Annotated in this window: 22 protein-coding genes; 8 read left to right on the plus strand and 14 right to left on the minus strand. The window is 47.9% G+C overall.

The genetic code is table 11. The annotated features are described in order from the left end of the window. Positions 1-189: 189 nt before the first annotated feature. Positions 190-1,044, minus strand: coding sequence for a hypothetical protein (locus QZ209_RS05330; RefSeq protein ID WP_294345360.1), 855 nt, complete (start codon positions 1,042-1,044; stop codon positions 190-192). Positions 1,045-1,061: 17 nt separating this feature from the next. Continuing rightward, entirely contained in the window at positions 1,062-2,006 is a 945-nt protein-coding gene (locus QZ209_RS05335; protein WP_294345362.1) for an aspartate carbamoyltransferase catalytic subunit, read from the minus strand. 307 nt (positions 2,007-2,313) lie between these two features. On the opposite strand from QZ209_RS05335, the gene hypA reads away from it, so the two are divergent. From hypA to QZ209_RS05370, 7 genes are all read left to right on the plus strand, one after another. Further along, positions 2,314-2,655, plus strand: coding sequence for a hydrogenase maturation nickel metallochaperone HypA (gene hypA, locus QZ209_RS05340; protein ID WP_294345365.1), 342 nt, complete (start codon positions 2,314-2,316; stop codon positions 2,653-2,655). Between the two features lie 127 nt (positions 2,656-2,782). After that, entirely contained in the window at positions 2,783-3,571 is a 789-nt protein-coding gene (gene hypB, locus QZ209_RS05345) for a hydrogenase nickel incorporation protein HypB (protein WP_294345368.1), read from the plus strand. After that, positions 3,541-5,832, plus strand: a complete 2,292-nt coding sequence (gene hypF, locus QZ209_RS05350; protein WP_366515750.1) for a carbamoyltransferase HypF — start codon at positions 3,541-3,543, stop codon at positions 5,830-5,832. The genes hypB and hypF overlap by 31 nt, the downstream gene beginning before the upstream one ends. A gap of 113 nt (positions 5,833-5,945) precedes the next feature. Further along, entirely contained in the window at positions 5,946-6,173 is a 228-nt protein-coding gene (locus tag QZ209_RS05355) for a HypC/HybG/HupF family hydrogenase formation chaperone (RefSeq protein ID WP_294345375.1), read from the plus strand. A gap of 80 nt (positions 6,174-6,253) precedes the next feature. Next, a complete protein-coding gene (gene hypD, locus QZ209_RS05360; protein ID WP_294345376.1) occupies positions 6,254-7,345 on the plus strand; it encodes a hydrogenase formation protein HypD in 1,092 nt (363 codons plus the stop codon). Between the two features lie 80 nt (positions 7,346-7,425). Next, positions 7,426-8,475, plus strand: coding sequence for a hydrogenase expression/formation protein HypE (gene hypE, locus QZ209_RS05365; protein ID WP_294345379.1), 1,050 nt, complete (start codon positions 7,426-7,428; stop codon positions 8,473-8,475). Positions 8,476-8,597: 122 nt separating this feature from the next. Then, complete coding sequence (locus QZ209_RS05370) at positions 8,598-10,607, plus strand: ATP-binding protein (protein ID WP_294345381.1); 2,010 nt, start codon at positions 8,598-8,600, stop codon at positions 10,605-10,607. Between the two features lie 31 nt (positions 10,608-10,638). On the opposite strand, the gene QZ209_RS05375 is transcribed toward QZ209_RS05370, so the two are convergent. The 12 genes from QZ209_RS05375 to nifH form a co-directional block, all read right to left on the minus strand. Then, positions 10,639-11,448, minus strand: a complete 810-nt coding sequence (locus QZ209_RS05375; protein ID WP_294345384.1) for a TOBE domain-containing protein — start codon at positions 11,446-11,448, stop codon at positions 10,639-10,641. A 71-nt stretch (positions 11,449-11,519) separates the two neighbouring features. After that, entirely contained in the window at positions 11,520-12,197 is a 678-nt protein-coding gene (locus tag QZ209_RS05380; protein ID WP_294345388.1) for an ABC transporter permease subunit, read from the minus strand. Then, the gene (gene modA / locus QZ209_RS05385; RefSeq protein ID WP_294345392.1) at positions 12,194-12,922 is read right to left on the minus strand and encodes a molybdate ABC transporter substrate-binding protein; all 729 of its coding nucleotides are present in this window, start codon (positions 12,920-12,922) and stop codon (positions 12,194-12,196) included. The genes QZ209_RS05380 and modA overlap by 4 nt, the downstream gene beginning before the upstream one ends. A 124-nt stretch (positions 12,923-13,046) precedes the next feature. Further along, a complete protein-coding gene (locus QZ209_RS05390; protein WP_294345394.1) occupies positions 13,047-13,358 on the minus strand; it encodes a (2Fe-2S) ferredoxin domain-containing protein in 312 nt (103 codons plus the stop codon). 225 nt (positions 13,359-13,583) lie between these two features. Further along, positions 13,584-14,858, minus strand: a complete 1,275-nt coding sequence (locus QZ209_RS05395) for a radical SAM protein (RefSeq protein WP_294345397.1) — start codon at positions 14,856-14,858, stop codon at positions 13,584-13,586. An 11-nt stretch (positions 14,859-14,869) separates the two neighbouring features. After that, positions 14,870-16,222 (minus strand): nitrogenase component 1, encoded by a 1,353-nt coding sequence (locus QZ209_RS05400; RefSeq protein WP_294345401.1) that lies wholly within the window; start codon positions 16,220-16,222, stop codon positions 14,870-14,872. After that, positions 16,219-17,580, minus strand: a complete 1,362-nt coding sequence (gene nifE, locus QZ209_RS05405) for a nitrogenase iron-molybdenum cofactor biosynthesis protein NifE (protein ID WP_294345405.1) — start codon at positions 17,578-17,580, stop codon at positions 16,219-16,221. Before nifE ends, QZ209_RS05400 begins: the two co-directional genes overlap by 4 nt. 24 nt (positions 17,581-17,604) lie before the next feature. Then, the gene (gene nifK, locus QZ209_RS05410; protein ID WP_294345408.1) at positions 17,605-18,987 is read right to left on the minus strand and encodes a nitrogenase molybdenum-iron protein subunit beta; all 1,383 of its coding nucleotides are present in this window, start codon (positions 18,985-18,987) and stop codon (positions 17,605-17,607) included. 140 nt (positions 18,988-19,127) lie between these two features. Beyond that, positions 19,128-20,753, minus strand: coding sequence for a nitrogenase molybdenum-iron protein alpha chain (gene nifD / locus QZ209_RS05415; protein WP_294345437.1), 1,626 nt, complete (start codon positions 20,751-20,753; stop codon positions 19,128-19,130). 33 nt (positions 20,754-20,786) lie between these two features. Beyond that, entirely contained in the window at positions 20,787-21,164 is a 378-nt protein-coding gene (locus QZ209_RS05420; protein WP_110023906.1) for a P-II family nitrogen regulator, read from the minus strand. Then, the gene (locus tag QZ209_RS05425) at positions 21,164-21,520 is read right to left on the minus strand and encodes a P-II family nitrogen regulator (protein ID WP_294345416.1); all 357 of its coding nucleotides are present in this window, start codon (positions 21,518-21,520) and stop codon (positions 21,164-21,166) included. The genes QZ209_RS05420 and QZ209_RS05425 overlap by 1 nt, the downstream gene beginning before the upstream one ends. 20 nt (positions 21,521-21,540) lie before the next feature. Continuing rightward, positions 21,541-22,365, minus strand: a complete 825-nt coding sequence (nifH, locus tag QZ209_RS05430; protein WP_294345417.1) for a nitrogenase iron protein — start codon at positions 22,363-22,365, stop codon at positions 21,541-21,543. A gap of 584 nt (positions 22,366-22,949) precedes the next feature. Here nifH and QZ209_RS05435 point away from each other — a divergent pair. Beyond that, entirely contained in the window at positions 22,950-23,249 is a 300-nt protein-coding gene (locus tag QZ209_RS05435) for a hypothetical protein (RefSeq protein ID WP_294345419.1), read from the plus strand. The last annotated feature ends 4 nt before the right edge of the window (positions 23,250-23,253 follow it).

Below are 23,253 nucleotides of genomic sequence, written 5' to 3' on the forward strand. Positions count from 1 at the left end.
CTGCTAAAGTACTCTGAAGTAATGGTGAGCGGAATAACGATATGTTGACCTGTAAAGTGACATGCTGTACTCGAGGGGGATTATAACGTTGCAGAAAATACTATGGTAATTTATGGAACAATGTTACATCGTGCAAACATGATACATGCTGGTTCCATACCGTTTTTCCTGCGGATCTGAAGCTATCGCTTACAGATCTACAATAAATCCGAGGGAGCTGAAACTTTCGTCATCGTAAAAATACATGCCGTGACGGCTCATCCCGTTGTAATAATTATATGCGATGCGGACGTTTTCAAGGCCAAGGCCGGTTAACCTCCAGCCTGCCTGCAGGTTCCAGGTTCCATGGAACCCGTCGGTTTTATCGAGTTCGTCATTCCATTCAGGAAGCAACTTGAAATCCGCCGCCAGGTAGGTGTTGCCCGGTGTTGAAAGTTCCAGTCCTGCCTGAAGCGAATGTCGGCTGATGTCGTCGGGTATGGTATGGAAAAGGTATTGATAGCCGAGATAGACCCGGTAGTCTTCCGAAGAGAGTGCAAGGACGAGATTTATGAACTCACGACTGTAGGTGAACGGGATACCGAAAGGGCAATCATCTTCGTTTATCCATTCATCGGCTTCCTCATCGTAGTGCCCGTCTTCGAAATGAGCCGAGATATGACTGACTCGGAGCCTTGCAGAGAGATCGTCGAACGGCAGGCTGTCGTTTTTCAACGGGTGTTTCCAGGAAAAGCTGACCCCGAAGAGGTAATCGATGGTGTCTACCGGAAACTTGAAGTCGTCGTCTCTTCCCAGGAGGGAGAATGTCGCGAAGTCGATGCCGACAGCGAAACGATCGTCTTCACTCTGGTACAGATCTGCGGAAGTGCCGATGTCGAGCTGAAGGAAATCGTCATCGAGCCACGGCATGACTGCAATTCGTGGTTCAAGAGGATCTGCAAGCAAGGGAGTGAACAACGTCCGTAATGTCGGTCCGGCAAATACTGTTTGAGAGGATAGAAAAAGAATCAGTAGAACGATCGGCGTAACACATATTTTTCGCATGGGTGTACTATGTTATTTTAATGATTTTTTATCGTTGTACCACCGAGCAGCATTTCCAGGACAGCGGTTCTGACTGCAACTCCGTTGGTTACCTGTTCGAGGAGCACGCTTTTCGAGTAACCCGGTGGTTGGATACGGTCAGCAACGTTGCTCGATATCTCGATCTCCCTGTTGATCGGACCGGGATGCAGAACAAGCATATGCTTGCGGATCTTCTCGAGCCGTTCATCGGTGAGACCGTAGTTCAGCGAATAATCTTCGAGAGACGGCAGGTAGCCGCCGGTTGTTCTTTCCAGCTGTAAACGGAGTACGATCGCGGCGTCGGCCCATCTTATGGCATCGTCTATGGAGGTGAAAACGCTAACGCCAAGGGACGCGGTATCGGCAGGAAGAAGCGACACGGGGCTGCATATCCCGACTTCGGCACCAAGTGTGGTAAGGCCGAAAATATTCGACCGGGCTACGCGGCTGTGCAGGATATCACCAAGAATCATGATTTTGGCGCCTTGCAACGACCCGAAATAGTCTCGTAATGTAAATATGTCGAGAAGTGCCTGAGTTGGATGTTCGTGCGTTCCGTCACCTGCATTCACCACATGTTTATCCGTTATGCGGCTTATCTGTACGGCTGACCCTGAAGAGGGATGGCGAATGACAAATGCATCGACCTGCATCGCTTCAAGGTTTTTTATCGTATCTACAATACTTTCCCCTTTGCTGACGCTGCTCGAAGAGGCGCTGAAATTAAGGGTTACGGCACCGAGGTTGCGTGCTGCTATTTCGAAAGAGAACCTTGTTCGTGTCGAGTTTTCAAAAAACGCCAGAACAATGCGCTTTCCCTCGAGCGTTCTGGGTGTAACGCTTTCAGCTTTCAGAAACAGATCTTTATGAACAGCAGCCTTGTCGAGAATCTCCATAATTCTTGCCGCCGATATGCCGGATAATCCAGTGAGGTCTTTCAATGCAATGATTTTTCCAAAAGTGTCAGTAGCCCCGTGTGAAAACACTCTGCAAATTTACAAAAAATATAAACTTAAAATGAGTAATTGTTCGCACTCGTGGTCACGTTGACCAGCGGGCGGGTGAGCGTCGACGATCGATAATGGAAAGGGCCGGAACGGTGCTGCGAATGTACCTGCTGTATCGGTAACTTGGTGATCGTTTTTGTGCGTTCGATATTCATATCAACATTTGGATACAGACCTTTTATCGGTTAGAGGAAATGATTTTGATCGGTATGTTGTTACTTTTCAACGATGAGATGAGTCTATGCATGAAATGTCAATAGCGTTGTCTATCATCGACGCCGTAGTAACAAAAGCCAGGCAAGAGCAATCTCGAAAGGTCAGCGAGATCGAGTTGGAAATTGGCAGGGTTGCCGGGGTTCAGCTCGAATCGCTGAAATTCTGTTTTTCTGCAGCTGCAAAAAACACCATTGCCGAGGGGGCTGAACTTACGATTCGTGAAACAGCGCCTGTTGGGGAGTGCCAGGAGTGCGGTAAGAGTTTTCCCGTCAGTGACGTGTATGCGAAATGCGAAGTTTGCGGGTCTTTGAATGTCAGAATTGTTTCAGGCAGGGAACTGCTGATAAAATCAATTACGCTCGAGTAGAGCGAGGGAAATACCGGAGTGCAAAGAAAAAAATGTGGTGTCGGACAAAGTGGCTTTCATGTTACCGTCCTGATGACATCGATTCAGTCAATCAACGATTCGATTAATAAATTAAACATAATATCCTATGTGTGATTCTTGTGGATGTTCATCCGGCAATGGTGCCGTTATCTATAAACCGGGCGATGCTGCATATCATGTTCATGTCAGTGGCGATGCTCATCATCATGATCATGCTTCCGGTAATCATGACCATACCCACAGCCGTCAGGTAAAGGTCGAGCAGGATGTATTGTTGCAAAACAATCTTCTTGCCGAAAGAAACCGGGGGTTTTTCGAGGCGAAGAATATTCTTGCGCTCAATTTTCTCAGCTCACCGGGTTCGGGGAAAACTTCTTTGCTCGAGAAAACTGTGCCGTTCATAAAGCCTGATTGTCACGTCAGTGTTATCGAAGGAGACCAGCAGACTACCAGGGATGCTGAACGGATTCAGGCTCTCGATGTTCCTGTTTTACAGGTCAATACCGGTACCGGGTGCCATCTCGACGCCCTGATGATAAACAGGGCGGTCAAAGAGATGAATCTTGCAGACAACTCTCTTCTTTGTATCGAGAATGTCGGTAACCTTGTCTGCCCTGCGCTGTTCGACCTTGGAGAAGCAATGAAAATCGTTGTGATCAGCGTAACGGAAGGGGATGACAAACCGCTGAAATATCCAACGATGTTTGTCGAGGCCGACATCTGTATTTTGAACAAAACCGATTTGCTCCCGCATGTTCCCTTCGATGCTGCTGTATGCAGGGACAATGCTTCGAGGGTCAACCAAAAGCTCGAATGGTTCGAGCTTTCTGCGGCGACGGGTGAAGGTTTTGACGCATGGATAGAATGGCTGAAGTCAAAACTGAAAAAAGACTGAGATTCTTTATCAATGGCGTTGTGCAGGGGGTCGGGTTCAGACCCTTTGTTTTTCGTCTTGCAAAAGAAGCGGGTTTCAGGGGTTTTATACGCAACACCTCTTTGGGGGTCTGTATAGAGGTGCAGAGCGGCAGTGCCGAGAAGCTTGGTCTTTTCAGACGGGAACTTTTCGAGAAAGCACCTCCTCTTGCAAAAATTACGTCATGTGAGGTTACGGAGATTGCTGTGGAAGAGGAGAGTGATTTTTTCATTGTTCCCTCCGATGACACAGGAGCAATTCAGACTATGGTATCCCCGGATTTTGGTATTTGCGGGGATTGCCGGATGGAGCTGCTCGATGTTTCCAACCGGAGGTATGCATATTCTTTCATCAATTGCACGAACTGCGGACCGCGCTATACCATTATTGAAAGGGTTCCTTACGACCGTCCTTACACCTCGATGAAGCAGTTCACGATGTGCCCTGATTGCGAGGCCGAGTATCGGGATCCGATGAACAGAAGATTCCATGCGCAGCCAAACGCATGTCCTGATTGTGGGCCGGTACTCGACATGCTTGATCAGAACGGTAAAACGGTCGATTGCATCGATCCTTTGGAGTTTGCTCTCGACATGCTTCGAAAAGGATCGATTGTTGCGGTGAAGGGTATCGGAGGATTCCATCTTGCCGTAAACGCTTTTGATGCTGCTGCTGTTTGCCGTCTGAGAAAGCGAAAAAGGAGGGAAGAAAAGCCTTTCGCCTTGATGGTAAAGGATATTGAAACTGCTGAAAGGTTCTGTAGAATCAATGATGAGGAACGCCGGGCACTTCTTTCTCCACAAGCACCTGTTGTTCTCCTGAAACAAAAGGAAGCTTTTTTTTCGGATGATGTCGCACCCGGTAACGACCGTTTGGGTATCATGCTGCCGTATTCACCTCTTCATGTTGTAATGATGGAACGGGGCCCTTCGGTTCTTGTCATGACCAGTGCAAATTGTTCCGATGAACCCATCGTTATCGAAAACAGCGAAGCAGTCGAACGTCTCGGCGGAATTGCCGACGGTTATCTTGTACACAATCGCGCGATTTATCTCAGATGCGACGATTCCGTAGTGGTTCATATGTCAGGAAAAATACGGCCAATAAGACGTAGCCGAGGGTATGCGCCCTCTCCGATTCTCCTTTCTGCAGATGGTCCGCCGGTTTTTGCTGCGGGAGCCGAAATAAAGAATACCGTTTGCCTGCTTAAAGGGAAAAGTGCAATAGTGAGCCAACATATCGGAGACCTGAAAAATTACGAGGCTTACAGTCATTTTCTCAAAGTCTCCGAACACCTTCAGAGTATTTTTCAAGTTTCTCCGGAACTACTGGTCTGCGATATGCACCCGTCCTATCTATCGACTCGCTGGGTTTGGGAACAGAACGATTTGCCGTATTTGCAGGTACAGCACCACCATGCTCATTTGGCATCTTGCCTTGCCGAGAACCGCTGCGATGATCCTGTTATCGGGCTTATTCTCGATGGGGCAGGGTATGGAACGGATGGGACAAGCTGGGGCGGTGAAGTGCTGATTGGAGATGCGGCCGAAGTTTTTCGCTTCGCCTCTTTTGAGCCGGTTCCCTTGCCCGGTGGCGATGCCGCGGTGTTCCATCCCTGGAAGGTTGCAGTCGGATACCTTTCCTGCTGTTTCGACACTTTTCCCGAGCTTGCTTTTCTGAAGGGTAAGGATACTTCGGGTGTGATTCAATTACTTGAAAAAGGTATCAATTCTCCTCTTACAACAAGCTGTGGCCGGCTTTTTGATGCTGTCGCCGCCATAACCGGATTGCGGATGGATATCAGTTATGAGGGGCAAGCGGCAATTGAACTCATGCACGCGGCTGGAACAGTCGAGGGAGAACCTTATTCATGTGAAATGGTTTCGACAGGTCCTGACAGATGGATGCTTTCGGTTTCATCTCTGATCCACGGCATAGTCAATGATGTTCGTTCTGGGAGGAGCGTTTCGTCTATCAGCAGAAATTTTCATGCTTCACTCGTTGTTTTGCTTTTGACTGTCATAGAAAAGGCCACGGCTTTTTCCGGAATTCGCAAGGTGGCGCTCAGTGGAGGTGTTTTTCAGAACATCTTGCTTTTCGACGCTCTTGTTTCAAAACTCGAGAAAAAAGGTTATACAGTTCTTGCCCATACTCAGGTACCTTGTAATGATGGAGGTATTTCTCTCGGACAGGCGGTGATCGGCAGGGAGTATCTCAAGGGCAAGTATAAGGGGATCATGTAAAAGCCGGATGTGCCGGAATGCCATGAGTTCAGATCAGAAGAGACTGTATTTTCGGTCGGGACAGCATGGAAACGAATTGGTGATTCACAAGTCCAATAAATCGGAGAGTGACAATGTGTTTGGCTATACCAGGGAAAGTTGTTGCGATTAGCGATGAAAACGGATTGAAAATGGGAACTGTCGATGTCAACGGTTCTCTGATAAAAGCTTGTCTCGAGTATGTTCCCGATATCCGGATCGGGCAGTATACTATCGTCCATGCCGGATTTGCTTTGAAGATAATCGATGAGAAAGAAGCTGCTGAAAGCCTCGAAATTTGGGATGAACTGTTACGAAAATAAAGGGGTGTCCTGATAGATAAACTACGGCGGCTCATCGTTCCTCCGGTTGGAGGAGGTATCGAGTCATCAAACGGTACATTATGAAATTCATCGACGAATACAGGAACAGCGACAGGGCTCGAGGCATTCTCGAGAAAATCGAGGATACTGTGACAAAGCCCTGGACGATCATGGAAATCTGTGGGGGGCAGACTCATTCCATTATCAGAAACGGGATCGATCAGCTCCTTCCCGATGAAGTCAGGTTGATTCACGGGCCGGGTTGTCCGGTTTGTGTTACACCTCTCGAGATCCTCGATCGTGCATTGTCGATTGTATCGAAGCCCGGGGTTATTCTTGCAAGTTTCGGTGACATGCTTCGCGTGCCTGGAAGCAGAGAGACTCTTTTGGCTGCAAGAAGCAGGGGGGCCGATGTCCGAGTTGTATTTTCTCCTCTGGAAGCGTTGAAAATCGCAAGAGAGAACCCGCACCATGAAGTTTTTTTTCTTGCCGTAGGTTTTGAAACAACCGCTCCTGGAAATGCAATGGCTGTGAAACAGGCCGCAAGAGAGAATCTGCAAAATTTCAGCGAACTTGTCAGTCAGTTCATGGTGCCTCCTGCAATGCGGACAATACTTTCCTCTGAGAATAATCTGGTTCAGGGGTTTCTCGCTGCAGGGCATGTTTGTACGGTTACGGGTTACGAAGAGTATGAACGCATCGGTGAAGAATTTCATGTCCCGATCGTTCCTACAGGCTTTGAGCCGGTGGATATCCTTTCAGGAATATTACGGGTAATACAAATGCTTGAATCAGGAGTATGCGGTGTACATAATGAGTACGGTCGGGTTGTGAGTCGAGAAGGGAATCCGGTGGCAAGGAAGGTTGTCGATGAAGTCTTTCACGTTACGGATGGACTCTGGCGTGGCATAGGGGTCATTCCGCGAAGCGGCCTGCTGCTGCGTAAAGAATTTTCCTCCTTCGATGCAGAAAAGAAATTCAACGTTGTTGGCATACAGTCGGACGAATCACCGTTATGCAAGAGCGGGGAAGTGCTGCGGGGTATGATTACACCTGAGAGTTGTGAGGCTTTCGGCAAGGAGTGCACTCCTTCGATGCCTCTCGGTGCACCTATGGTTTCAGCTGAAGGGGCGTGTGCAGCATATTATAAATATCATTGGAAAGCGTTGTGATGCCGGGGTGCGGAGCACGTGAGAAAAAAAGCTGCAGATGAAGATCCCGGTTCGAATCATTCATCAAATCAATATTTCTTATGTCCTTCGAATTACAGTGTCCGGTTCCTCGTTTCAATCATGAAACCATTCAAATGGCTCATGGGGCAGGAGGTGTTCTGTCACGTGAACTGACCCGAAATGTTTTTCTCCCCTGTTTTGGTAACAGCGCGCTAGATTTACTGGATGACCAGGCAAAACTTTCAATCGGGGCTGAGAGGTTTGCCTTTACCACCGATACCTTCGTTATCAGCCCGATATTTTTTCCGGGAGGTACAATCGGTGATCTTGCCGTCAACGGGACCGTCAACGATTTGGCTGTAGGCGGGGCGATGCCGCTTTATCTCAGCGCAGGTTTCGTCCTTGAAGAGGGGTTTCCCCTTGTGGATCTCCAAAAAGTTGTAAGAAGTATGGCCGATGCCGCCTGCAAAGCAGGGGTGCAAATTGTTACAGGTGACACAAAAGTGGTGGAAAGAGGGCAGTGTGATGGAATATTCATCAATACATCGGGCCTTGGCGTTATTAAAAATGGGATCGACATTTCCTGTATAAATCTCAAACCGGGCGACAGTATTATTGTTTCCGGAACCCTTGGGGATCATGGAATGGCTGTCATGGCAGCTCGTGAGGGCCTTTCTTTTCAGTCGGAGATCATAAGCGACACGATGTCTCTCTGTGAGTTGATTTCCGAAATACTGGATGAAGTACCCGAAGTTCATGCCATGAGGGATCCTACAAGAGGAGGGCTTGCCGCTACGTTGAACGAACTTGCAGAGGCCTCCGGGAAAGGTATCGTTCTCGAGGAATCGGCTTTTCCTGTTCGCCCGGATGTTCAGGGTGCATGTGAGCTCCTCGGTATCGATCCACTCAATGTCGCAAATGAAGGCAAGGTTGTCGTTGCCGTACCGCGTCAAAGCGCAGGAAAAGTATTACGGATTATGCAGCAGCAAACGTATCCATCAGCTGGAAATGCTGCGATAATAGGAGAGGTGGTCGATGATCATCCGGGAATGGTTATTATCCGTACATTGTTGGGAAGCAGGCGTATTTTGGAAATGCCTCTGGGTGAACAGCTGCCCAGGATCTGTTGAAACGTTTTCCTGTTGATATTGGTGTTCGATAAAAGTAAATTAATCAACAGGCTGTTTTGCAAGTCGCTTGCATAATGTATATGCACAACGCTGTCGAAAAAGGCTGTTAAACGTCTACCCTGATGAACCAGTCGCAAGGTCGTAGAGAAGATGGATCCCGTATCGGGTATGAAATGCTGGAATTTCGTCCTGAATGGCAGTTTGACGATCCGAAGACCGGTGCATATTACCACAGTGCAGTTATTCCCGGAAAGCTTTTTTTTACTTCTCTGGGAGGTGATATTCAAACCGAAACCGTACAGAATACGATCCCTTTCATCGAACGGGTTTTTGCTGACGGTATGCTTGAAAACTGTGAATATATAAGGATAGCCGATTATTCAGAGGTAACCAAGGCATCGATCAATGCAAGGATACTCTATGCAGGTACGATAAACAGGCTCAATACTTCTTATAATTCCCATCCCACCGTTACGTATATCTGCGGCGCGTCGCATCTTCTCAAAACGATGCTGCGGATTTTTTCACGCGTTGTCAAACAACCATTCGTTTACGTCGACTCTGTTGAAGAAGCTTTCCAAAATTTAAACAGCGACAGTGTTTCTGCTGTGCCTGCGCCGTCGGATGATGTCGTTGTGTCACGGAGAGAGATCGATAATTTTGCGGCGATGTGCGGCAATATTTTGTTTGGAAAAAAAGATGGCAACCATGGTGCCGGCGATTATCTTGCGCCCGATCATCCCCTCAATGAACTCTACAAGATCATCATGGTTTTTCATGATGATTTACTGGAACTTCAGAAGAAGGAGGTAGAGCAGAAGCAGGAAATAGAATTTGCGCTTGAAGATGCAAGGAAGCTCAATGAAAAACTAATAGAAGAAAAACAAAACGTTGAAAAGAAAGAACAGGTACAGCTCAGACTCATCAATCGTCTGAAAAGGGCACGTATGCAGGCTGAAAGCGCCAACAAGGCTAAAAGCGAGTTTCTCGCCAATATATCCCATGAGATTCGTACGCCACTGCATGCGGTTATAGGGATGACTGAGCTCTTGATCGAAACCAAACTGGATAAAGATCAGCGATATTATACCGACACGTTGTATTCGAGTGCAAAGATGTTGTTAATGCTGATCAATGATATTCTTGATTTCAGCAGAATAGATGCAGGGCATATCGATGAAGAGAAAAGCACCTTCAATCTCCGTCAGCTATTTCTCGACATCATAGCGATAATGAAGGAAAAAGCGAGCTATAAAGGTTTGGTTCTGGTAGGCAATGTAGACGAAGGTATTCCGGAGACACTTTCCGGTTATGCCGAATACATCAAGCAGGTGCTCCTGAATCTGATTCAAAATGCTATCAAGTTTACCTATAGAGGGCAGGTTACGGTAACCGCCAAGGTTGTTTCTGAAACCGGAGAACAGGTTGTCATCAAGATGTCTGTGCAGGATACGGGTATCGGTATTCCTGAAGAGCAGCAGGAGCAGATTTTTCAGCCTTTTACCCAGATCGACGCCTCATCTACCCGAAAAGAAGGAGGGACCGGGCTGGGCCTTGCTATCGTGAGAAAGCTGGTAAACCTCATGGGGGGAGAGATCAGGTTGAAAAGCAACGAGAGAGAAGGGTCGACGTTCAGTTTTTCACTTGTTTTCGACAAAACCCGGGATGAACCCGACCATGCGGTGGCTAGCTGTAAAGAAGGCCAGATTGTCAGAGACCTGAACAATGTTTCTGGAAAAACTCTTGAAAAAAAGCTTGTTTTGCTGGTTGAGGACAACACGATCAATCAGAAGGTGGCCCGGGCAATGCTTGAAAAAATGGGTTATACGATCGATATCGCCTTTAACGGAGCGGAAGCGGTTGAAGCACTTCAGCAAAAAAAATATGGCTTGGTTCTGATGGATCTGCAGATGCCTGTTATGGATGGTTATGAAGCGACGAAAGTGATAAGAAGTTCCGGAAAGGTGCTTGACAGCGAGATTCCTATCATTGCCATGACGGCCAATGCATCAAAGGAAGACCGGCAGCAATGCCTCGATGCGGGTATGGACGATTACGTTCCAAAACCGGTCGAACGTAAGGTGATGCAGAATATGCTGCAGCGCTGGCTGCCGCTTCCCGATGACCGGTGATTATCGATTGAACATGTCTTTTGCGGTGTTCTCAATGTACCCCTATGATAACGCTCGAAGCCTTGAACATTGCACAGGCTTTGCTTCCTTCCTTCAGGGCGAGGTTTTTTGAACTTTCTCGTGTTATTATCGATGTTATGATGTTGCTTCCGCCTATATCGAGATCGATTTCTACGTTGACCGGGCCATCGATAATTTTATCGACAGTCCCGAAGATCACATTACGGGTACTTATTTTGGATACATCGATCTCTTTGCCGATGATTACGGAGCTTGACTTAATGATTGCATAAGCGGTCATTCTTTCCTCTAAACCCAGTTTGCCGATCGCATTGCTTGTTACAATGGCTGTTATTCGGATATCACCCTTGAGAGAAAGAATGATTTCGGCATTTACCGTTTCGCGTGTGATTTTTACGATGGTTCCGCTGAAAACATTTCTGGCACTGACTTTCACTGATATTCTTTTGAGAAATTGATAGAGCTTTTCCGGTTTTCCGAGGCGTTCTTCGAGGTTTTCAAGGAATTTCCGATGCTCTTCCTGTACTAGCCGATATTGCCTGAGGATTTTTCTGCCTTCAGGAGTCAGTCTCGTACCGCCTCCATCTTTGCCTCCGGTCGTTCGTTCTACAATGGCTTTTTCTGAAAGGTTGTTAATGGTGTTTATCAGCTGCCATGCAGTTTTGTAACTGATTCCTATATTTTTTGCCGCCTTGTTGATCGACCCAAGCTCATCGATTTGCTCGAGCAATACGATTCTGTCGGCACCGAGAAACCTGTTTTCGGATTTTCTGAACCAAAGGGTTCCTTCAAGTTCGATCGATCTGTTTTGTGAGGACATCGATAAACTTACGTTTTCCTGAACATGAGCGCTTGCATAACGGTAAAATAGAGAAAATTATTGTACCTCTTTCAGCCTTTCAGCCGGTTCATACCGTAAAATGTCAGAATAGATATCAGGGCAAGCAGAGCCGAAAAAACCAGTGCTTTTTCGAGGTTTCCTTCGAAGACGGCGTTATAGATCGCTAACGACATGGTTTCCGTTCTACCACTGATGTTGCCTCCAAGCATCAGTGTGATGCCTACTTCTCCGAACGACCTCCCAACCGAGAGCATGAGACCGGCAAGGACAACCTGTTTGATATTGGGAAGAGTGACTTGTAAAAAGGTCATAATTTCACTTTTTCCAAGGGCATAGGACGCTTCGGTAAGTGAGGTTTCCGTGTTTTCTATCGCTGACTGAACCGGTTTTACAACAAGCGGGAGCCCTGATAGAAATGCAGCGAGATACACCCCTGTCGGACTGAAGATGATTTCGATGCCTTTTGCGCTGAGAAACGGCCCGATGACACCATGTCTGCCAAGTATCAGGAGAAGAAGAAAACCTGTTGCAATAGGGGGAAATACGAGCGGGAGGGTTACAAGCCCGTCAAGCAAGTTGTAGAATGGCGTTTTTTTTTGTGAGAGCAGATAGCCCAAGGAAATGCTGAAGACCGTATGAGAAACGAGCACTATTGCAGCGGTTTGGAGAGAGAGCATGACCGGACCTATGTCCCGGCAGCAGGAAAAAAAAGTACTGTGCAATATCATTTCATTCCGTATTTACTCAGTATAGGGTGTAGCGTTTCAGTTTTCAGAAACGAGGTGAACGCCGTCGTTTCAGGATCATTTTCAAATCCCCGGAGCACGCCGACTTCAATGGTGACGGGGGTGTATGTTTTTTCGTTAACCGTTATGTAACCGCCAATCTTCTCTTTGAGCCAGAGCGCGTCGGTGAGGTTGATGAACCCCACGTCGATCTCACCTGTAATTAGGTACGCGGATACTTGTGGTACGGTGGAGAATATCAGTAGTTTTTTATGCACTTTTTTCATCATTGTGCTACTGTTGAGAGACTCGGCGGCTGCAAGTCCATAAATCGCTTTCGCTGAATCGGGCATACCTATCCTGGTTATAGAGTCTCCTGGTATATCGAGAACGCTTTCCAGAGCTATTCCTTTGCGATAAGCAAGAACAAGTCTGCCATGTCCCATGTGATGAAAGGAAGAAAAGTCCAATCCTGAACGGTCGAGAAACTTTCTGTCTCCCAGGATGAGTGACACTTTACCGCTCAAGGCAGCCTGCGAGATGAGGTGTGACATGTTGCCAAATACGGGTGTGATTCTCTTGCCACTTTTTTTTTCGTACAGTGCGATGATTTCGAGCAGCGGTTGCTTGTAACCTGCTCCCGAGGCAATGGTGATTTCACCGGCGACAACAGTTCTTCCGAGTAGCAGGGTTATCAGCACAACTGCGGTTGTTATATTTTTTACCATGGTCTTTTGCTGTTGTAAACGAACGTTCAAAGCGTTCTTCGCTGTTGAAAATGTAGTCGTTATTTCTTTTTGGTAATAACGATTGGTAAAGAAAAAAGAGCATTCGCTCTTTTTTCTTCTCCTGTCATTCACTGATAAGGTAAGTTTCACATGCTTGTCCTTCCTCGAGGGCATCGAGAATTTCGTCCATCTTTTCTTCGCTATCGATTTCACCATACCAGTCGTTTTCCGGATGAACAACGACAATTGGACCTTTTTCACAAACATTGAGGCATGCGGTTGCCGAGACGACGACATCGGTCATACCTCGGTCGGAAAGTTCGTTTTCAAGATATGGCAGGAGCTGTGCAGATTCTTTTTTGTGGCAGATACCCTGTGGAGCTCCTTGTGCGCGGAAGCTTCCGCAGACCAGAATGTGATGTTTCGGTTTTTCCATGAGTTACGTTTATTTATGGTTTTTTGTGTGTCGTTTTTCAAAAGACAGTCTCACAAGAGTGATCCCTCGTATTTTGTTTTGAGTAATCGATCGTTTATGGTTCGGTTACCCTTTACGCCGTCGTCCTCCGGCTTGGCTTCACGGACCAAACCAGGGTGTCCTTCCTCTGGCAAGAGTCTCTATGGATGTCGGATCAGGTGTCTTACTTTTAACTTTTTCCCTTTCTCATCCACATCCTCCGCCTGTGCCGGAGCAGCTTGTCTTGCATGCGTGCATTTGGCTGATACGTGCCATTCTACTCATATCCTTCCCGCTGAGTATTCCGTTTACACCTTCCTCGATAAGCCCGTCGAGTATGTACACTTCCATTCCACTTGCATTGAGTGCTTTTTTTGGCGACTCACCTGCTCCGTTGACCAGTATCGCACGGCAGTCCATGAGAACCGAGGCCACCGCTTCCCACCGCATGGTACCCCCTCCGGGAGGAGGAGCCGGTCTGGTTTCCAGAAGAACCGGTCGGCTGTCATCCGCTCCCGGTGCATAGATCAGAAAGCGGTCCGCTTCACCGAGGTGCTGGTTGATCAGTACGCCCTCCATACTTGCAACGGCAATATAAGGCCGGTTTTCATGGGGTTTCTTCGGCAGTTGTGCGGTTTCTTGCAGTTGTTTGATCGTCAAATCGCTGTTCTCCTGGCCTATGATGCCGATTGCATCGGCTCTGCATCGTGCGCAGTGCTTCATTTGCGGCAAGTATTGCGCCGTATCTTTCTGTATTGCCTTTACCAGTTCAGGATGCGGTTCCGGAATGTTCTCGAATACGGTTTCTTCCGTTTTATAATAGGGAAGAGCGTTGAAAATGTCTGCGCCGAGCTTCGAAACGGTTTCAGCGACATCGATGACGTGGCGGTCATTGATACCGGGAATGATGATGGAGTTGATCTTGGTCGTGACTCCATGTTCTTTGAGCTTTTTCAGTGCTTCGAGCTGGTTGTCGAGCAGTACCCTTGCAGCGTCGACATCCCTGTAGACTTTTTTCCGGTGGCGTATCCACGCATATATTTCAGCTCCGATTTCCGGGTTGACTGCATTGATGGTAAGTGTGACATGGCTTACTTCGAGCTCTGCCAGTTCACCGATATACGGAAGCACGTTCAAGCCGTTGGTAGCAATACACAGAAGCATATCGGGATACTTCTGCCGGACAAGGCGAAGTGTTTCCATGGTGTCCTCCGGGTTTGCAAAAGGGTCCCCAGGCCCTGCAATGCCGACTACGGTGATATTCGGTGACAGTTCAATTGCCCGGTCGAGATAATGCAGGGCCTGGTGAGGGGAAAGTACCCTGCTGGTGACACCAGGCCTGTTTTCATTCAAGCAATCGAATTTTCTGTTACAGTAATTACACTGGATATTGCACTTCGGAGCAACAGGGAGGTGGATGCGCCCGAAGGTGTGCCTCGACTTATCGTTGAAGCACGGGTGTTTTTCAATAGATAACGTCATGATACGTCCCCTTACATGTATGTATAGCCGATTGGTGATGAATTCTGCCTGTATTCGATAACGGTGTTTACGATTCTGTCAAACAGTTCCTGTGTTCCCCTGTATCCAAGATGATGCAACCGTTGTCCTCCGAACCTGTCATGAATCGGGAATCCGATGCGGACGATCGGGATGTTATTTTTCCGTGACAGGGTAAAGCCTTTGCTGTTTCCTATGAGCAGATCCGGTTCGAGGTTTTTTGCTTCATTTTCTATATCCACGAAATCTACCCCTTCGCGGACCTTTATACCGAGATCATCGATATCTGGCACCATTTCCGCAAGGCGTTTTTTCAGAATGCCACTTTTTCCCCCTGATGCGCAAAGGACAGGTGATATGCCTATTTCTCTCAGGAAAGCGGTTATGGCGATCACAAGATCTTCCTCGCCATAAACGATGGCTTTTTTCCCGAATACGTATTTGTGCCCGTCAACGTAGGCATCGACAAGCCGCCGCCGTTCATCTTCGTATCTGTGCGGCAGAGGCGTCTCTGACAATTTTTCGAGCAGGTTGAAAAACGCATCGCTTTGTTTGATGCCTATCGGCAAACAGAGCCGATAAGAGGGGATATCGAATTTTTCTTCAAGGTATCCGGCAGGTGACTTTTCCCCGGTAAGGACCGAGGTGAATTCGATACTTGCCGCTGCGGTTCCACTTTTTCTGATTGCATGCTGTGGCGTTCCACCTTTGGGGATTCTGTGGTACTCTCCCCATGGTCCTCCATCGAGTGTTTCCGAGTAGTCCGGGAGAAGTACGAAGGGGATGCTGAAGCTTTCGAGGATCTCCTTCAGGTACCGCAGGTCCGCCGGTGAAACCATGTTGGGAAAGAGAGTCAAAAGGTTTCGCTTCGTTCCTCCTTCAGCAAGTTGCGCGACAGTCGCTCTCGTCGCGGCATGAAAGCCGTCGATATGTGTCCCCTGGTAGCTTGGGGTCGATGCATGGATCATCACGGGCCTGGAAACGGCCGGATCGGCTTCACTGTCATACTCTCTGAGGATCATTTCCACATCGTCACCGATGGTTTCAGAGAGACAGGTTGTCGCTATTCCGATTATCTCGGGTTTGTATTGTTTTGTAATGTTCCGCAGACCGAGCTTCAGATTGTGGCTACCCCCGAAAACAGCCGTGTCTTCGTTGAAGTTCGATGAAGCAATATCGACCGGTTCCTTGAAATGGCTGATGAGGTAACGGCGGATGTATGTTGCGCATCCTTGCGAGCCGTGCAGGAACGGAACACATTTTTCGATTCCCTTGAATGCCAGACAAGCTCCGAGCGGGTTGCAAAGTTTGCAGGCGTTCTGGGTAGCTGTTTTTGCTGTTTTCATGAGTAACCTCCTTTTCTTGGGGCGAACTGCCATACAGGACTCATGACAGACTCGTAGACTTCTTTTGCGAAATTGTACATGCCGATGAAACCGGCAAGCGGAATCTTTCTTTCGTGGTTATGGTCACAGAAACTGACACCGAGTTTATAGGCGATCGGTCGTTCCTTGACGCCTCCGATCAAAAGGTCTGCTTCTTTTTCGAGAATGAATTTTGAGAGTTCGACAGGGTTCGAGTCGTCGACGATAATTGTGCCTTCATCGCACATTTCTTTCAATCCTTCATAATCGTCTTTGTTGCCGGTTTGTGAGCCGGCAAGAACGACATCCATTCCCAGTGAATCGAGCGCCTTGATCAGTGAAAAAGCCTTGAATGCTCCGCCAACGTAGATTGCGGCTTTTTTCCCGTCGAGCGCTTTACGAAATTCCAGAAGCTGCGGGTAGAGTTCGCCAACCTCGCGGCTGACCACTTTCTTGGCTGCTTGAAGAATTGAAGGGTCGTCGCTGAAATGAGAGGCGACATCATAAAGCGCTTTCGACATATCCTCGATACCGAAATATGAAACCCTCAGATACGGAATGCCGTATTTCTCTTCCATCATTTTTGCCAGCTTGATCATCGATCCGGAACACTGTACGATATTCAGCGAGGCACCGTGTGAGCGTCTGATGTCATCGACACGGCCGTCTCCAGTCATGGTAGAGACAACTTCGATGCCCATCTGTTCATAGTAGTCCTTGATAATCCAGGCTTCACCGGCAAGGTTGAATTCACCAAGAATGTTGATGCTGTATTTTCCGATTCCTTCGGACGAGCCTGTCCCGACGATTTTCATCAATGCATTACAGGCTGCTTTGTAGCCGTCTTTCTTGGTTCCTTTAAAGCCTTCTGAATGCACGGGAAGGACCGGTATGCCTTTTTCTGCCGAGACTTTTTTACAGACAGCATCGATATCGTCTCCGATGAGCCCAATAATACAGGTCGAGTATATGAAAGCGGCTTTCGGCATATACTGATCGATGAGTTCGATGAGTGATTGGTAAAGTTTTTTTTCTCCGCCGTAAATGACATCCATCTCTTTCAGGTCCGTGGAAAAGCTCAGGCGGTGCAGCTCGGGTCCTGAAGAAACGGCCCCTCGGATATCCCAGGTGTACGCAGCACACCCAATGGGGCCGTGAACGACATGAAGAGCGTCTGCAACCGGGTAGAGTACGACACGTGAGCCACAGAAAACACAGGCTCTCTGGCTGACCGACCCGGAAAGACTGGTGGTTTCGCATTTGATGTCGAATGTTGCTGATGCTTTGTTTTTTTCGAAAACCTGTTTTTTTCTTCCTTCGAGTATTTCAAGTTTTTCCATGGCTTCTACCCCTGGTTCAATGGTTTACATAACGAGTTCGAACGATTCTTCAGGAGCGTCTCGATCCTGCCGGTCCATGAGGACACCGAGTATTTTCTCGGCAAGTCTGATAGCACCCATGTAGCCGATACTCGGAAAATAGCTGTGACCGATACGGTCGAGAATCGGAAAACCGAAGCGGACAAAGGGGATGTCCTCGTCGCGGGCAATGTACTTGCCGTACGTATTTCCGATCAGGAGATCGACGGGTTCGTTCTTTATCCACTGATGCAGCAGATAGATATCGGCTTGAGGACCGTTTTTGACATTTGCATCCGCATGAGTTTCGGCCAGTATGGCACGGATACGCTGTTCGAACCGTTTGCCAGGGGTGCCGCTGATGATATGTACCGGTTTCATATTCAGGTCAAGCAGAAATTCTGTAAGCGGGACAAGGTCGTCAGGGTCGCCGAAGAGTGCAACTTTTTTACCATGGAAGTATTGTTCCATGTCTGTCATCAGGTCGACAAGTCTTCCTCTTTCGTCCGTGATCGACTCGGGTATTTTTACACCGGCAGAGTTGCTCAGCCTCATCAGAAAGCGGTCGGTAGCTCTCAATCCGACAGGAATGTCTTCGGTTTTGAACGGAACCTTGCATTTTTTGTCGAGAGCGACAGCGCCCGGTTCACCGCTGAAACAACCCAATGCGATCGATGATTTACTGTCACCAGTGCTTTTCAGGTCAGGCACCTGAATGCCGCCTTTTGGGTAGAACACATGTTTTCCTGTCTGCGGCGCATCGAGTACATCCGAAGTATCGGGGAAAAGCTGAATCGTTACGCCGAGTTCTTTGGCTAGCCTTTTGATTTCCCGCATGTCGGAAGGTTCCATCCATCCTGCAACAATGTTGATCTGGTCGATCGGCTTACCGGTATTCTCACCAAACTGTTCTGCCATGGCGGCAACCATGTTGGCATACCCGGTAACGTGTGAACCCACAAAACTCGGAGTGGGTGCGTAAATCACATGTTTTCCTTCAGGTATCTTGCCGTCATCGTTGGCTTTGGTGACAATCTGTTGCAGGTCGTCGCCTATTGTTTCCGAAAGACAGGTTGAATGAACCGCAATGAGGTCAGGTTCATAAACCGTAAAAATGTTGTCGATAGCCGTTATAAGGTTTGCCTGTCCTCCGAATACCGATGCTCCTTCCGTGAAAGAGCTCGTTGCTGCCATAACGGGTTCCTTGTAATGACGTGTCAGGGTACTTCGGTGATAAGAGCAGCATCCCTGGGAACCATGGCTGTGGGGAAGACAACCATGTATTCCCAAAGCGGCATACATGGCGCCTATAGGCTGGCAGGTTTTAGCCGGGTTTATCGTGAGGGCTTCACGTTCGAGTATCTCTTTTTTGGTATGTCGTAATAACATGTTCGTTAATCTCCTTTTTTTAAGGCATCTCTGTTACTGTTACAGCACGCAATGATTGCTTCGTTGGTCGGTGCTCGAAATCCTCGAGTGCTTCGTTCGCCTCACACTCGAGGCGAACGGACAATTTTCAGAGGTGGATTTTACTGTGTTACGTAGTCAGCTTCCAGCTCAACCGCTGTTTCCTCCCAGGGTGCCTGGATCAGTTTCCATATGCGGCTGTTAACCATCCGGTCGATGTCCCTGTAGAAGTTGATTGCGCCGGTGAAGCCGGCGTAAGGCCCTCCATAATCATAACTATGTAGCTGTTTCAGGGGTACACCCATTTTTTGAACCACATATTTCTCCTTGATGCCGGCACAGAAAATGTCTGGTTTGTAGAGCTCGATCAGTTTTTCTGTTTCGTAATGGCTTATATCGTCGATAACCAGTGACCCTTTGTGCATATCAGGCATCATACCCTCATAATCCCTTATGTTGAGGCCGGCTTGTTTTAGCTTTTCAAGCTCTTCTTCGGTTTTTCTGGGTTTATACCTGTCCGGATCGGCGCTGATCTTCAGTTCTTCGATGTTTTTACTGTCGGCATCGACCTTGATGTTCGGAATGACCCGCCGACCTTCATAGTCGTCTCGGTGCCCGAACTCGTATCCTGCCGATAGCGTTTCCATTCCTAGTTCTCCGAACAGCTCCTGGTAATGGTGAGCTCTCGATCCGCCCACGAACAGCATGGCGAGCTTGCCTTTGGTTTTCGGATGTATTTCTTCGATAACCGATGAAACTGCAGGCATCTCTTCGGCAATAACCTCTTCGACCCTTGCCATCAACGAATCGTCTTCGAAGTATCGGGCAATCCGACGCAGTGACTTTGCGGTCGCTTCCGCTCCGATGAAGTTCACTTTCATCCAGGGTATACCGTACTTGGTTTCCATCATTTCTGCCATGTAGTTGATCGAACGATGGCACATGATGACATTCAGATCGGCCGTGTGCGAGTTCTCGAATTGACCTATGGTCGAGTTACCACTGAAACTTGCAACCAGAGTGATCCCGCATTTTGCGAGCAGGCGTTCGATTTCAAATGCATCACCGCCGATGTTGTATTCACCGAGCATGTTGATCTTGAACGTGCCGCCTTTGTCTTTGTCGTCAAGGCCGACTACATGCTTGAAGACCTGGTTGTTTGCGATATGGTGTCCGGCCGACTGGCTGACTCCCTTGTAGCCTTCGCAACTGAATCCGAAAATGTTACAGTCGCCGAGTTTTTCACGCATCTCCTTGGCAACCGCATGAATGTCATCACCGATAAGGCCTACCGGACAGGTTGAGAAAATACCGATGGCTTTCGGGTGAAAGAGGTCATATGCTTCCTGAATCGCCTTTTTCAGTTTTTTCTCACCCCCGAAAACCACATGCTCTTCCTGCATGTCGGTAGAGAAGCAATAGGTCATATAGTTTTCACCTTCAGGACCGTCCGGCCGGGTTTGGTTTCTTCTGGTCAACCATGCGTAAAAACTGCAGCCGATCGGGCCATGAACCAGATTGACGATGTCCCTTGTCGGTCCTAAAACAACTCCTTTACAACCTGCGTAGGAACAACCCCTTTGTGTGATTATGCCTGGTATGGTACGGATGTTCGCCTGTACCTGTGGGATTTCTGCGGGGTCGTTGATGACAATCGCTTTACCTCTTTTCTTGGCAACTTTCGGTGGATACTTTTTTATCAGTTCCTCCTTTACTGCAGAAGGATCCGGTAATATTCTTGACTCCATAAGTCGTGTCTCCGTTTTCATCATAAATTGTTTTTATACTAGCGCTGCATCGCCGATTTCCCCAGTGCGTACCCTGATGCTGTCGGTGATGTCGGTAACGAAGATTTTGCCATCACCGGGTTTTCCGGTCTGATTGGTTTTAATTATCGTATCGATGGCGGTTTGTTTCATCTCGTCAGGTACCACAATGGCAATGAGTCTTTTCGCTACCAGGCGAGGTGGTCCGCCGAGCTGCTCGATTGCTTCCTGGTAACCGTTTTCGGCACCTTCCAGAATATCGAAATGCACTTGACCTTTCCCTCTCCCGAGAATACGTCCGAGGGCAGTGAATGAAGAGATGCCTGCGTCGATGAGTGCCTGCTTCGTTTCATTCATTTTTTTCATCCTGATAATAGCAATGATCTCCTTCATTATGCCTCCTTCGGTTCAGCAACTTCCGGTTCGCTCTCCTCGAGTCCCGAGCTGATGGTGTAGACCTCCTCGACTTTGGATACAAAGATTTTACCGTCTCCGAACTTTCCTTCTTCTCCTGTCTTGGCGTTCATCATAATTGCGTCGAGGACGAACCTTTTGTCTGCGTCTGGAACGACGGTTACGAGCATCTCCTTCGGTAATTCATCGTATACGACATCTCCGACTCTGAGGCCTCTTTGCTTTCCTCGTCCTACTACAGGGATTTTCGTTACGGCCGGATATCCTGCGTCGAGTAATCCCTGCATGACTTCCTGCGCTTTGGCTGGCCGGATAATTGCTCTGATCATTAACATGTTGATGACTCCTTTGTTTTTTAGTTTGCTATACCGAAATCGATCAAGAGTTTTTCGAGTTCATCGATCTCGAGAGGCTTTGGTACGACAAACATCTCGTTGTCGTCGATTTTTTTTGCCAGAGTACGGTATTCATCGGCCTGGGTGTGTGTGGGATCGAAATCGATAACGGTTTTACGGTTGATCTCTGCACGCTGTACCATGTTGTCGCGTGGGACGAAATGGATCATCTGGGTGCCGAGCTGTCTTGCGAGCTCTGTGATCATCTCTTTTTCATTATCGACTTTACGGCTGTTGCAGATGAGACCTCCTAAACGAACACCACCGGCATCGGCATATTTGAGAATTCCTTTACAGATGTTGTTGGCTGCATACATGGCCATCATCTCACCCGACACGACGATATAGATTTCTTCAGCCTTGCCGTCACGGATCGGCATTGCAAAACCTCCGCAAACAACGTCGCCGAGTACGTCGTAAAAGACATAGTCCAGGTTCCATTCGTCATCATAAGCCCCGAGCTGCTCCAACATATTGACCGAGGTGATGATTCCGCGGCCCGCACAGCCTACTCCCGGCTCCGGTCCCCCGGACTCGGTACAACGGGAAGCGCCGTACCCTTCCTTGATGATATCTTCGAGTTCAACATCCTCTCCCTCCTCGCGCAATGTATCGAGAACGGTTTTCTGGCTCAGTCCACCGAGGAGAAGCCTTGTTGAATCAGCTTTCGGATCACAGCCGACAACCATGACCTTTTTTCCCATCTCTGCAAGTCCTGCAACAGTGTTCTGCGTGGTGGTTGACTTGCCGATACCACCCTTTCCATAAATTGCAACCTTCCTCATTGTTTTAAGTATTTAGGTTATATGGTTGTTTTCCCTGAATAATTCAGGTTTTTAATCTTTCTTTGTTGCATTTTTAACCTCAAGTTTCGTGCCAAAGGGAGTGCAATCGTTGCATAAAAGTATTGCTCCTGTTTTTTTTCTGGTTAACTCATTATTTTTTGGTGAGTTATTGTTTGTGTTTTTTTTCTGCAGTTTTGATCAAACATTCCGAAAGCCGGTCTTGGAAGGATAAAAAGGCTACAAGGAGGTGTGAAAAGCGGTTTTCTTACAAAAGTGTATCTTTTTCGTTGTTTCGTATCGGTTGAGAAGGGATTGTTACTGGTTACATGCTCGTTGCTGAGCCGATTTCCATAAGCGGTGCAAGATATGAACGGGGTGAAAGGAACGGGAATGCTTTCGTTGGTGGATATTTTTTTTCATACATAAATGTTGTTTTTTTGTCATGCGGATAGAAGGTGATGATATGTGTCCGTAAACCCCTTATATTATAATGACTAACCGAAGAGAAGTCGATAAGCTGTTTGAAACTGGAACGGTGTGGTTTCCGGAAGGTAGGAATGCTGAGAGAAAGAAAACTGAAAAGTATGATGCACTCAGGAAAAACAAGGTCGGAATCTTTTTTGCCTGAATTATCTCGAACAGAAAAGAAACGCGATGCAAAAGCGGTCGGTGCTGTAGCTTTGGGGGCCCTTGCTGTTGGTGCGCTTGCCATTGGTGCGTGGGCTGTAGGGGTTTTCGCAGTAGGACGGTTTGTTGTCGGCAGGTTGCTGGTGCGCTATTCAAAATTCAAAGGTTTGGAAGTTGACGAGCTGAAGGTTGGCCGTCTTCATGTCGGTGAGTTACATGTCGACAAGGTTATGAAACCAGAAAACGAGGGATCATGAATTA

It is taken from the genome of Prosthecochloris sp., assembly GCA_015482705.2.
Taxonomy (GTDB): Bacteria; Bacteroidota; Chlorobiia; order Chlorobiales; family Chlorobiaceae; genus Prosthecochloris.